Genomic DNA, 12,398 nt, shown 5'->3' on the forward strand with positions numbered 1-12,398 from the left:
ACTTCCTCCTGTACAAAAACGTTGGTTCAGCCATGCAGTCTGGCACGAATCATGCTGATAATTCCCTCAAGTTTTACTGACTTTTCTCTATACTCTGCTTCCGTCATCTCACCCGTTATAAAACCAAATTCTCCATCCATGCTTGGAATGGATATCGGATCAACTTCTCCAAATGCATGCTCCACAGCAGGCAAAACACTGGATGCATTCCCCCGGATACGTACAAAGAAACGGCTGGAGACTTCATCCAAAGGCAGCAGCTCCAGTTTTTCGGGATTCCATCCTTCGCCCATCACGGTCTTGTTCAGATTTTTTGCCGCCTCAACTACATCTGCGACCACAGCACTTGCAGTGGGCAGTTTACCTGCTCCTCTTCCGTAAAACATGGCATCACCAAGCATGTTGCCATGGATGGAAATCGCATTGAAAACTCCATTGACACTATACAGTGAATTGGCTGAGTCAATCATAACCGGGCTGACCATGGCATAGGTTCCTTTTTCCGTACGACGGCTGATCGCCAGCAGTTTTATACTGACTCCAATTGTCTGGGCATATTTAATATCAGCTGCCGTTATCCTGGTAATTCCCTCTGTATAGATGTCCTTATAGTCTACATAATTCCCAAACGCCAGAGATGACAGAATTGCAATCTTACGGCAGGCATCGTATCCTTCCACATCCGCTTCGGGATTTCGCTCTGCATACCCTTTATCCTGGGCCTTTTTCAGAACCTCCTCAAACCCAGAACCATCGCTTGCCATTTTGCTTAAAATATAGTTTGTAGTTCCATTTAGGATACCGGAAACCTCATCAATTTTATCCGCAGTCAGGGATTGATATAAAGGACGAATAATCGGGATTCCTCCTCCACAGCTGGCCTCAAATAAAAAGTTTACATGATGCTCCCTGGCAGTCTGCAGCAAATCTGTTCCATGCTGCGCCACCAGTTCTTTGTTGGATGTACATACACTCTTTCCATTTTCCAGGCATCTCTTTACAAAGTTAAAAGACGGATTCAGCCCTCCCATCACCTCTACTACAACATTCACTTCCGGATCATTCACAATGGTTTCAAAGTCATGTACCAGGACCTTTTCCACCGGATCTCCTGGAAACTCTCTCAAATCCAAAACATACTTAAGCTCTATGTCCTGGCCCACGCTCTTGTTAAGTACTTCCTGATTCTGACGAAACACTTCCACAACTCCGGATCCTACGGTCCCATAACCTAAAACTGCTACTTTTATCATGCGCTTCTCACTCCCTGCCTAATATTTTAAAATAATGAACGCCATCCTTTTTCTCAATGCTGCCCATCATGGCGGCAGCATCTCCTACCTCCGGTGCTATATCCACACTTATAGTAAGTGTAGCCACTCCATTAAGCGGTATGGACTGATGTATGGTCAAAACATTGCCGTGGTATCTGGCAATGGTTTTCAAAACCCCCGACAACAGCCCCGGTTCATCGTCCATCTGCAGTATAAATGTAATTGTCTTCCCCTTCGCATTGTCATGAAAAGGAAAAATATCATCTTTATACTTATAAAAGGAGCTTCGGCTGATCCCCACTCTTTCTGTGGCTTCCTGTACCGTAAGCTCTTTCTTTTCCATCAGGCTCTTGGCTTGTAATACCTTCAGCAGAACTTCTGGAATTGCCTTTTCTTTTACCACGTAATACTTGACTGTATCTTTCATGCTACCTCCTCTCCATCTGTTCGCCAACGGAAAACATTTGTACTCACTGTAAAGATACTAACATATTTTGTTTGATTCTGCAATTAAAATTTGGAAAGAAAAATAAAAGGACAGTTCTGCATCGGGAATCAGATTTCCCTTACAGAACTGTCCTCTCTTCATTTTCTGTAAATCAGCAGCAGATAAGCCGCCCTTTACTTATGGTATAACACAAAAGCTTCATAGGGTTTTAATTCCAGGGTCCCCTCATAACACTTTCTTTCGTAATTTGCAATCAAACATTCTGCTTTTGAAAATTCAGAGGGAATCTGGATATTGCACCTGCTCTGATTATAATTGCAGACTACAAAAATCCGCTGATCATCCAGTGTTCTTGTATATGCAAAGATATTCTCATCATCCGCCAGCTGCAATTCGTACTTTCCATATACGATAACCGGATATTCTTTACGAAGCTTTATCAGTTTCTGATAATAGTAAAACACAGAATCTGGATTTTCCAATTCAGCTTTTGCATTAATATCCGTATAATTGGGATTCACCTGAATCCATGGATTTCCCTGGGTAAACCCTGCGTTTTTTGTATCATCCCACTGAACAGGGGTTCTTGCATTATCACGGCTCTTATTCAGGAGGCAAGGCCAGAAATCCTCATGCTCCACTTTCCCGGATTCCACCCAGTCTTCATATGCATGAATACTTTCAATATCGCGAAAATCCGCTTTGGACTGGAAAGGATAATTGGTCATACCCAACTCTTCCCCTTGATAGATATAAGGTGTACCCTGCATCATATGAAGCAAAGTACCCAGCATCTTGGCTGATACCTCTCTGTATTCGGCTCTGTCATCGCCAAAGCGTGACACTGCCCTTGGCTGGTCATGATTATCCCAGTATAAGCTGTTCCATGCATTTCCGTACAGCTCAGTCTGCCATTTTGAAAGGTTTTCTTTTAAAAATGAAAGCGGTATCCTCTGATCCGACCACTTTCCATATTTACCATCTGATTCAACATGTTCAAACTGGAATACCATGTTGAGTTCATGGCCGTCCTCCCCGGAATAACGTTTCGCCTCTTCAACTGTCACTCCGGCGGTCTCTCCCACCGTCATTAAATCATATTTGGAAAGAACCTTCTGGTTCATCTCCTTCAAATAGTCATGGACATGCGGACCGTGGATACTGTACGGGCCGAAATCTCCATACCCCTGATCCCCGACCGGTCCATCCGGCATCTCCGGCGTCTTGGAAATCATGCTGATAACATCCATCCTAAAACCGTCAATTCCCTTGTCACACCACCAGGTCATCATATCAAAAACTTCCTTGCGAACCTGCGCATTTTCCCAATTCAAATCCGGCTGTTTTTTCGAAAACAGATGGAGGTAGTACATATTCGTGGCTTCATCGTATTCCCAGGCTGAGCCTCCAAAACAGGCACCCCAGTTATTCGGAGCGCTGCCATCCTCTTTAGGGTTTTTCCAGATATAATAATCTCTGTATGGATTTTCTCTGCTTTTACGGCTCTCCACAAACCAGCGGTGTTCATCGGATGTATGGTTGACCACTAAATCCATGACAATCCGGATTCCCCGTCTGTGTGCCTCACGCAGCATCTCATCAAAGTCATCCATCGTTCCAAATTCATCCATAATATCCTGATAATCACTGATATCATATCCATTGTCATCGTTTGGCGATTTGTAAACCGGCGACAGCCAGACAACATCTACACCCAGAGTCTGGAGATAGTCCAGGCGGCTGGTTATCCCTTTCAGATCACCGATTCCGTCCCCATTACCATCCATAAAGCTCCTTGGATAAATCTGATATACAACTGCTTCCTTCCACCATGCTTTGTTCATTGGGAGTCTCTCCTTTCATCAACCGTAACTTTTTTAATTCATTATTTTTTCAGGGCTATCCACTTCAGGTATGCATTGATAAATGAATCAATATCTCCATCTAATACAGCATCTACCTGACCTTTCTCTTCACTGGTCCGGTGATCCTTGACCATTGTATAGGGCTGCATAACGTAGGATCGAATCTGATTGCCCCAGCCTATATCTGTAACCTCACCCCTGATACCCGAAAGTTTTTCTTCCTGCTCCTGCTGTCTCAGCAAGTACAGCTTTGCTTTCAGCATCTGCATCGCCTTATCCTTGTTCATATGCTGAGACCGCTCATTTTGACAGCTTACCACAATTCCTGTTGGATAATGGGTAATGCGGATTGCAGACGAGGTCTTGTTAATGTGCTGTCCGCCGGCACCGCTGGAACGGAAGGTATCAATACGAATTTCTTCATCTTTAATCTCGAGATCGATATCTTCTTCAATGTCCGGCATCACATCACAGGATACGAAAGAAGTCTGCCTCTTTCCATTGGCATTAAAGGGTGAAATTCTGACCAGGCGATGGACACCTTTTTCGGATTTCAGATACCCATAGGCATTTTCTCCATTTACCTGGAAAGTTACGGATTTGATTCCCGCCTCTTCACCTTCCAGAAAATCCAGTTCCTCTACGGAAAATCCCTTCTGCTCCGCCCACCGGGTATACATACGGTAAAGCATGGAACACCAGTCCATGGCTTCAGTTCCGCCAGCACCTGCATTTAACTTGAGGATGGCATTGGTTTTATCATATTCACCGGACAATAAGGTCTTGATACGGATTTTGTCAAAATCCTGCTTAAAGGTTTCCAGCATTTCTTCAATCTCCGGAATGACAGAAGCATCATTCTCCTCATAGCCCATCTCAATTAAGGTTTCCATATCTTCTTTAGCTGTGACCAGCTTTTTATAAGTGTCCCTGTCTTCTTTCAGACTTCCCAGCTCTTTCATCATCTCCTGAGCCTTTTCCGGTACATCCCAGAAGTCAGGTTCTTCCATCTTTCTTTCTAATTCTTCAATCCTCTGCTCTTTATTAGCGAGGTCAAAGTGAATCCCTCACTTCCACTAATGGTCCTTCGTAGACATTCAGCTCTGTCTTGAACTGATCTAATTCAACCACTGTTTCACCTGCTTTCTGTTCTTATTTATGAAATATCTATTCATATCCTCTTTATTATACACCACAAATGAGCGTGTTACAACACAGAACATAGCTGAAAAAGGAGCTGTAACCAGCTCCTTTTTCATGTGGTATAAATCAGTATCCATCAAGCACCTTTTCTTCCGCAGCACTGCTTGTACTTCTTACCACTGCCACACGGACAGGGATCATTCGGATAGATCTTCTTTTCAGAACGCTGATAACCCTTTTTCGTTACAGACTCGTCTTTATTCGTTCCGGTTACCTTAGCAACCTGTTCCCTCTCGACCTTCTGCTCCACGCGTATATGGTAAAGCAGCCTTAAGGTATCCTGCTGTATCGAGTTAATCATATCGTTGAACATCTCATAAGCAGTCATCTTATATTCAACTTTTGGATCGCGCTGCCCATAAGCCTGCAGTCCAATTCCCTGACGAAGCTGATCCATATCATCGATATGATCCATCCATTTCTGGTCAATGACTTTCAGAAGAATAACGCGCTCCAGTTCACGAATCTGTTCTTCCTGTGGAAATTCGGTCTCCTTCTCTTCGTAAATTTTGACCGCTTTCTCCTTAAGTGATTGTTTCAGCTCATCCTTTTTCATCTTTTCAACATCTTCTGCAGTCAGAGGTTTCAAGGGAATAATAGGATCCAGGATTGTATTCAACTCATTCAAGTCCCAGCTGGCCTGGTTTGTATTCTCTCCGATACACATGTCCACCGTATTGTCAATGGTATCATATACCATCTTAAATATGGAATCACGCATATTTTCTCCATCCAGAACACGGCGTCTCTCTTTGTAGATGATTTCTCTCTGTTCATTGTTAACCTGATCATAATCCAGCAGATTTTTACGAATTCCGTAGTTGTTCGCCTCTATCTTCTTTTGTGCTTTTTCAATTGCAGAAGACAGCATCTTGTGCTCAATCTGTTCATTCTCAGCCACACCCAGGGATTTGAATACACCCATCAGCTTTTCAGATCCAAACAGGCGCATCAGATCATCTTCCAAAGAAATGTAGAATCTGGATTCACCAGGATCTCCCTGACGTCCGGAACGTCCACGGAGCTGGTTATCAATACGTCTTGATTCATGACGTTCCGTACCGATAATCTTCAGGCCGCCTGCCGCCCTTGATTCCTCATCCAGCTTAATATCTGTGCCACGGCCTGCCATGTTAGTCGCAATCGTAACAGTACCTGCCTCACCGGCATGTGCTACAATTTCGGCCTCCAGTTCATGGAATTTGGCATTCAGAACCTGGTGCACAATTCCCTCTTTCTTTAACATCTTGCTCAATAATTCAGAAGTCTCGATGGTCACTGTACCAACCAGAACCGGCTGGTTGTTTTGGTGTGACTCCTTGATTTCCTCTACAACAGCACTGAATTTCTCGTTCTTGGTCATATATACCGCATCATCATAATCAATACGGATCATCGGCATGTTGGTCGGAATCTCAATAACATCCATTCCGTAAATATCACGGAACTCCTGTTCCTCAGTCAGGGCCGTACCTGTCATACCGGCACGCTTTTCAAATTTATTAAAGAAGTTCTGAAAAGTGATGGTAGCCAGTGTCTTGCTCTCCCGTCTTACTTTAACATGTTCTTTTGCTTCAATTGCCTGATGAAGTCCATCGGAATAACGACGGCCGGGCATAATACGTCCTGTAAATTCATCTACAATCAGGACCTCGTCATCCTTCACGACGTAATCCTTGTCACGGAACATCAGATTATGAGCCCGCAAAGCCAGTATGACATTATGCTGAATCTCCAGGTTTTCCGGATCAGACAGATTTTCGATATGGAAGAAGTTCTCAACTCTCTTAATTCCTTCTTCCGTCAGGGTTACAACTTTATCTTTTTCATTAACAATAAAATCGCCGGTTTCAATAATTTCTTCGCCCATAATGGCTGCTATCTTGGTCATCTCGCCGCTGGCCTCGCCGCGCTTCAGCTGTTGTGCCAATATGTCACAAGTCTCATACAGCTTCGTTGATTTACCACTCTGGCCTGAAATGATCAAAGGGGTTCTGGCTTCATCGATCAATACAGAGTCGACCTCATCAATGATTGCATAGTATAAATCTCTTTGTACCAGTTGTTCTTTATAAATCACCATGTTATCGCGGAGATAGTCAAATCCCAGCTCGTTATTGGTAACATAAGTAATGTCACACGCATATGCTCTGCGGCGCTCATCGTTCTTCATGGAGTTAAGAACCACCCCGACCGTAAGCCCTAAAAATTCATGGACTTTTCCCATCCATTCAGCATCGCGGTTCGCCAGGTAGTCGTTGACCGTAACAATCATAACGCCCCGGCCGGTCAGAGCATTCAAATACGCCGGAAGGGTGGACACCAGCGTCTTTCCTTCACCTGTACGCATCTCGGCAATACGTCCCTGATGGAGGATGATACCACCGACAATCTGAACCCTGTAATGTTCCATATCCAGAACACGCTTTGCAGCCTCCCGGACAGTTGCATAGGCATCTGGCAGTATATCGTCCAGAGTTTCCCCTTTGGCCAAACGCTCCTTAAACTCTTTTGTCCTGGCGCGCAGCTCTTCATCGCTAAGCTTCTGCATCTCAGGACGCAGGGCCTCAATTTTATCCACCAGCGGCGTGATACGCTTCAACTCACGCTCACTATGTGTTCCAAATATTTTTTCTGCTAAATTCATGAATTATTCACTCCTAATGTTCATACATTCTTATAGTTCAATCATACCATATATAACGCCTATTCTATCACTTTCTGTCATAATTAACAATGAATTTTTCGTAAACATTCCATAACGTCCGAAAAAAGGGCTGACGCAAAGTGCATCAGCCCTCTTTTTCATCGTCTTATCGGAGATATGCAGTCGCGCTAGGAACTCCAAAAGAATTAACATTCCGGCTCAATAAGTCCGTAGGTATCCCCTTTTCGCTTATAAACCACATTCACATCATTAGTCTCGGCATTGCGGAACACGAAGAAATTATGTCCAAGAAGTTCCATCTGAACACAGGCATCCTCCGGAAACATTGGCTTCATTCCGAATTTTTTTGTTCTGATTATTTTGATATCCTCATCTTCCAGGTATTCATTTTCAACAAATGATTTCTGGAAGTTGGTTATATCCTGCTTTTTATCGATAATTTTACTTTTATATTTACGAAGCTGTCTTTCGATTACTTCTTCTACCAGATCAATGGATACATACATGTCGTTGCTGACCTGTTCAGAACGAATCAACCGGCCCTTCACCGGAATTGTGACCTCGATCTTCTGTCTTTCTTTTTCAACGCTCAAAGTTACCTGTACATCTGTATCAGGAGTAAAATATTTTTCAAGTTTGCCTAACTTCTCTATGACAGCGGAACGAATAGCCTCTGTCACTTCAATATTTTTTCCACTAATAATAATATTCATGCCGTCAACCCCTTTAATCTATATTTTACAAAGAGCCTGTCTCTCTTGTAAGTACTATTATTATACCAATCTCAAGACAATATTGCAAGAGAATCCGGGCTTTACAATTGTCCGCAAAATTTTAAAACTTCATGGAAATCCATACTTCCGCCAAAGAGACTCAATGCACTTCCTATCGTTACATCCAGCTTATTCTCACTTTCTCTGCGCAATTTCTCCAAATCCTCAAACCCTCCTATGCCTCCTGCATACGTGACAGGAAAATTATCCAGGCACGTTAGAATCTTGACCAGCTCCCCATCAATACCGGAAGTTTTCCCTTCCACATCCACTGCATGGATAAGAAACTCATCGCAGTACGTATGTAGTCTATCCAGTACCTCCGGCTTTATCCTGACATCTGTGAATTTCTGCCATCTGTCTGTCACGATATAGTATTCCTCATCTTTTTTCCTACAACTTAAATCCAGTACCAGTCTTTTTTTCCCCACGGTATCTGCCATCTGTTCCAGCCTGCCCCAATCTACTCTTCCTTCCTTAAAAACATAAGAGGTCACAATTACATGGCTTGCCCCGGCATTCAAAAAATCCAAAGCATTTCCCGGATGGATCCCCCTCCTGCCATAAGTCCTCCCGGATAGGCATCAAGTGCCCTCATTGCCTGTGCGTAAGTCTCCGGATAGTAAACAGAGTCCACAGAATTCAATAGGATGATATGCCCTCCCCGGACTCCGTACGTCTTATATAATTTTGCATAAAAAGCGGCATCCTGGCTTGATACAAAATTCTCACTGGCCTGGTCTCCTTCATCCTTCAAGGAGCTTCCGATAATCTGCTTTACCTGCCCGTTATGTATATCTATACAAGGTCTGAATTTCATAATTTCTCCTGTTATTTCATCTGCATATCTATAGTAAGATTGTTGTCCCGGATCTCTATAGCCGCATACCCGCCGCTTATTACAGGCAGCATCGGAGGCAAATGCCCCAGATCCACATCCATCACGATAGGAACCTGGAAAGGTTCCAGCAATTCATATACCGCCCGATACTGGTCAAGTCCGAACATTTCCTGCCCGAAACAATATGGTCTTCCTATCAGAAAGCCCTTTGGATGTTCGAACCATCCGGCATGTATCATCTGCCAGATTGCTCTTCGGATCCCTACAACATTCAAATCGCAGGATTCCAGAAACCAGATTACCCCCTCTTCCTGATATCTTTCATTGAACTTCTTCACATGATCATACTTTGTACCAGTCAGATTAACCAAGCAATCCATACATCCGCCCAACAGTCTTCCTTCAAACTTCACGTGCTTAGTTTCAGGAAAACACTTTAATATTTTTGGTTCTGATACATGATACGGTTCAAGCGGATGTTCCTCATCCTTTCCGGATTCTCTCTCCCAGCTGTCATATCCGGTTATCTTCAGTTTCTTCCCGCCTAACAGGCGCAATGCATCCCAGATGGCCGGATGCCATGGATCCATCCCAAAAGCTGGTGCACAGGGGCCATAGATAGCTGCCACATCGCAAATTGTAGGCAGTAAAAAGGTCAAATTCGTATTGTCGGAATATCCCATGAACCATTTTGGCTCAGTATTATTTACCCTGTTGAAATCCACGTAATCCAGAATCTCACACATCAGTTCACCACCGCCGCATGAAATAAGCACATCACTGGTTTTGGCACAATACTGCTCAGTGAATTCATCTCCGCATAGCTTTGGCGTATTACTGATTCCAGTTCCTCGTCCTTCATAGCAGTTAGGCCCCAGCTGCAGACGATACCCTTCTTTTTCAAGCTTACTCTGTGCATTTTGAAAAGCCGTCCTGTAAGGTTCGGTCTGACACCCAAAAGAGGGAGCTACAAAGCCGATTGTTCCCCCGTTTTTTAAAAATTCAGGATATCTCATTCTTTACCTCCATGTTTAATTCAAAACAGCCATGACTCATATTTTTTCTCTATAAGTCACAGCTGTTCTGATCACATTATCTTCAAGGATTTGTTGTCGTTGTTCCGTTAGTCGTTGTTCCGTTAGTCGTTGTATTGTTGTTGTCGGTTCCGGTCACATCATCTCCCAGGTCTTTTACACCTTTACCTGCATCTTCAATTCCTTCACCGACACCTTTTACAACGTCATCCACTACACCGTCACCATCGTTATCGACAGCATCATTATCCGTAGCATCGTTGACGATTCCATCGTTATCCGTGGCATCGTTATCCGTATCTACATTATTCTTATCCACGTTATCCTTCACGCCGTCTTTATCCACATCATCTGTTGTGGCATTGTCATCTGTTGTGGTATTGTCGTTTGTTCTGTCAGTAGCACTGTTTGTGTTGCCACATGCTGCTATACCTGTGAGCATTACCGCCATCAGGCAGCAAAACAAAACTTTTTTCATATGCTTCATCATAACTCTCCTTTACTTAAATCAAATTTATAGGAGTAGTATGCGAATTTTTCATATAATTATTCAAAGCCATAAAACTTTTTAATGATTGCTTGAATACTTAACCGGCAATGACATCACTCATGTCGTACATACCTGCTGGTTTACCGGCCAAAAATTTAGCTGCCTCTATCGCACCTTTTCCAAAAACACTTTTTGAATATGCCTGATGAGAGAATGTAATCACTTCGTCTGGTCCTGCAAAGATAACATCATGCTCTCCTACAATTGTTCCGCCGCGAACAGAAGAAATGCCGATTTCTTTTGAATCTCTTGGCTCATGTCTCTGACTGCGGTCAAAGCAATAATGGTATTGCTTGTCCATAGCCTGATTCAGACTGTCTGCCATCGCAATCGCCGTGCCACTTGGTGCATCACATTTTAATTTATGATGTTTTTCTACAATTTCCATGTCAAATCCAGCTGTAGCCAAAACCTTGGCTGCATCCTGAATCAGCTTTAATAATGCATTAATTCCAAGAGACATATTGGCTGAGCGAAGAATCGCTGTCTTTTTACTGGTTTCCTGAATCAGGTCAAGCTGCTCTGCTGTCAGTCCGGTGGTGCAAAGCACCAGGGGCAGTTTTCGCTGCCCACAGTACTTCAGCACATGATTGGAAGCTTTATAGGAAGAGAAGTCAATCATAACATCCGCTTCCACGTTACATTCAAAAATCTGCGTATATACAGGAAAGCTATACGCTTTTGTGTCCGCTCTATCTATGCCGGCAGCAATTTCCACATTCTCATCATCTTCTGAGAGTTCGGAAATAACTTTTCCCATATGGCCGTTGCAGCCATGCATTATCACTTTTATCATAAGATTCCCATATCCTTCATGATATTCTTCAGTAATTTCTGATTTTCCGGTTCCATCTCCGTAAGAGGAGAACGAAGAGGCCCAACCTCTTTACCCTGCATATTCATAGCTGCTTTTACCGGAATCGGATTTACTTCACAGAACAAGGCTTTACACAGTGGAATAGCATCCAACTGCATCTTCATGCTTCCCTGCATATCCCCATCCAGATATTTCATAACCATATCATGCATGTATTTGGGTGCAACATTGGACACCACAGAGATTACTCCGATTCCTCCGAGCGACAAAAGCGGAACAACCTGATCATCGTTACCCGAGTACAGTTCAATTTTCCCCTCTGTCAGGTGCATCAGTTGTGCCACCTGGGAAATGTCTCCGCTGGCCTCTTTAATTCCTACAATATTCTCCACATCACGAACCAGTGCCGCCACCGTTGCGGGCGCCAGATTACAGCCTGTTCTGCTTGGTACATTGTATAGAACCACAGGAAGAGAAATCGAATTTGCAACTGCTGTATAATGAGCAATCAATCCCTTCTGTGTTGCCTTGTTATAATAAGGCGTAACCAGAAGTACCGCATCAGCACCTGCTTCTTCGGCTTCCTTTGAAAGATAGATTGCTGTTTCTGTACAGTTAGAACCGGTACCTGCAATTACAGGTACGCGCTTTGCCACCTGTTTGATACAATGCCGGATCACCTCCAGATGCTCCTCATGTGTGAGGGTAGAAGACTCTCCGGTAGTGCCGCAGATTATAATTGCATCCGTCTGTCCTGCAATCTGATCCTCTATAATTTCTGAAAGTTTTTCAAAGTTCACATCTCCATTGGCCTTCATCGGAGTTACAATCGCAACACCCGCTCCTTTAAATATAGCCATAATTTTCCTCCTTATTAACAACAACACTTGTGTACATGTTTAGCAAATGGAAAAGAGACGGGTTA

The 12,398-nt window shown here is 43.5% G+C and carries 10 protein-coding genes and 1 pseudogene; all 11 read right to left on the reverse strand.

What is annotated here, in order from left to right; genetic code table 11:
• Positions 1–26 precede the first annotated feature (26 nt).
• Positions 27–1,253: a homoserine dehydrogenase gene (locus KNL20_RS14075; protein ID WP_230398360.1), complete on the reverse strand. Its 1,227-nt coding sequence runs from the start codon at positions 1,251–1,253 to the stop codon at positions 27–29.
• A gap of 7 nt (positions 1,254–1,260) precedes the next feature.
• The gene (locus KNL20_RS14080; RefSeq protein ID WP_230398361.1) at positions 1,261–1,701 is read right to left on the reverse strand and encodes an ACT domain-containing protein; all 441 of its coding nucleotides are present in this window, start codon (positions 1,699–1,701) and stop codon (positions 1,261–1,263) included.
• A gap of 194 nt (positions 1,702–1,895) precedes the next feature.
• Complete coding sequence (locus KNL20_RS14085) at positions 1,896–3,566, reverse strand: glycoside hydrolase family 13 protein (RefSeq protein ID WP_230398362.1); 1,671 nt, start codon at positions 3,564–3,566, stop codon at positions 1,896–1,898.
• A gap of 41 nt (positions 3,567–3,607) precedes the next feature.
• A protein-coding gene (gene prfB / locus KNL20_RS14090) for a peptide chain release factor 2 (RefSeq protein WP_230398363.1) occupies positions 3,608–4,718 on the reverse strand; the annotation gives its coding sequence in 2 pieces (ribosomal slippage) (positions 3,608–4,642 and positions 4,644–4,718; 1,110 coding nt in all).
• A 148-nt stretch (positions 4,719–4,866) separates the two neighbouring features.
• Positions 4,867–7,437: a preprotein translocase subunit SecA gene (secA, locus tag KNL20_RS14095; protein WP_230398364.1), complete on the reverse strand. Its 2,571-nt coding sequence runs from the start codon at positions 7,435–7,437 to the stop codon at positions 4,867–4,869.
• Between the two features lie 206 nt (positions 7,438–7,643).
• The gene (gene hpf / locus KNL20_RS14100; protein WP_230398365.1) at positions 7,644–8,171 is read right to left on the reverse strand and encodes a ribosome hibernation-promoting factor, HPF/YfiA family; all 528 of its coding nucleotides are present in this window, start codon (positions 8,169–8,171) and stop codon (positions 7,644–7,646) included.
• 101 nt (positions 8,172–8,272) lie between these two features.
• Positions 8,273–9,051 (reverse strand): annotated as a pseudogene (gene hisA, locus KNL20_RS16310) (phosphoribosylformimino-5-aminoimidazole carboxamide ribotide isomerase).
• Between the two features lie 11 nt (positions 9,052–9,062).
• Positions 9,063–10,088, reverse strand: a complete 1,026-nt coding sequence (locus KNL20_RS14110) for a S66 family peptidase (protein WP_230398366.1) — start codon at positions 10,086–10,088, stop codon at positions 9,063–9,065.
• Positions 10,089–10,170: 82 nt separating this feature from the next.
• Entirely contained in the window at positions 10,171–10,596 is a 426-nt protein-coding gene (locus KNL20_RS14115) for a hypothetical protein (RefSeq protein ID WP_230398367.1), read from the reverse strand.
• A 97-nt stretch (positions 10,597–10,693) separates the two neighbouring features.
• On the reverse strand, positions 10,694–11,452 hold the full coding sequence (dapB, locus tag KNL20_RS14120) for a 4-hydroxy-tetrahydrodipicolinate reductase (RefSeq protein ID WP_230398368.1): 759 nt from the start codon (positions 11,450–11,452) through the stop codon (positions 10,694–10,696).
• Positions 11,449–12,333, reverse strand: coding sequence for a 4-hydroxy-tetrahydrodipicolinate synthase (gene dapA, locus KNL20_RS14125; protein WP_230398369.1), 885 nt, complete (start codon positions 12,331–12,333; stop codon positions 11,449–11,451). The genes dapB and dapA overlap by 4 nt, the downstream gene beginning before the upstream one ends.
• Positions 12,334–12,398: the final 65 nt, after the last annotated feature.

The sequence above is a fragment of the Novisyntrophococcus fermenticellae genome (assembly GCF_018866245.1).
In the GTDB taxonomy this organism is placed as follows: domain Bacteria; phylum Bacillota; class Clostridia; order Lachnospirales; family Lachnospiraceae; genus Novisyntrophococcus; species Novisyntrophococcus fermenticellae.

Bases quoted from the DNA above. Each gene is read 5' to 3' on its own strand.
- KNL20_RS14085 (WP_230398362.1), bottom strand. From the start codon at position 3,566: ATGAACAAAGCATGGTGGAAGGAAGCAGTTGTATATCAGATTTATCCA.
- hpf (WP_230398365.1), bottom strand. From the start codon at position 8,171: ATGAATATTATTATTAGTGGAAAAAATATTGAAGTGACAGAGGCTATT.
- KNL20_RS14080 (WP_230398361.1), bottom strand. From the start codon at position 1,701: ATGAAAGATACAGTCAAGTATTACGTGGTAAAAGAAAAGGCAATTCCA.
- secA (WP_230398364.1), bottom strand. From the start codon at position 7,437: ATGAATTTAGCAGAAAAAATATTTGGAACACATAGTGAGCGTGAGTTG.
- KNL20_RS14075 (WP_230398360.1), bottom strand. From the start codon at position 1,253: ATGATAAAAGTAGCAGTTTTAGGTTATGGGACCGTAGGATCCGGAGTT.
- KNL20_RS14110 (WP_230398366.1), bottom strand. From the start codon at position 10,088: ATGAGATATCCTGAATTTTTAAAAAACGGGGGAACAATCGGCTTTGTA.
- KNL20_RS14115 (WP_230398367.1), bottom strand. From the start codon at position 10,596: ATGATGAAGCATATGAAAAAAGTTTTGTTTTGCTGCCTGATGGCGGTA.
- dapA (WP_230398369.1), bottom strand. From the start codon at position 12,333: ATGGCTATATTTAAAGGAGCGGGTGTTGCGATTGTAACTCCGATGAAG.
- dapB (WP_230398368.1), bottom strand. From the start codon at position 11,452: ATGATAAAAGTGATAATGCATGGCTGCAACGGCCATATGGGAAAAGTT.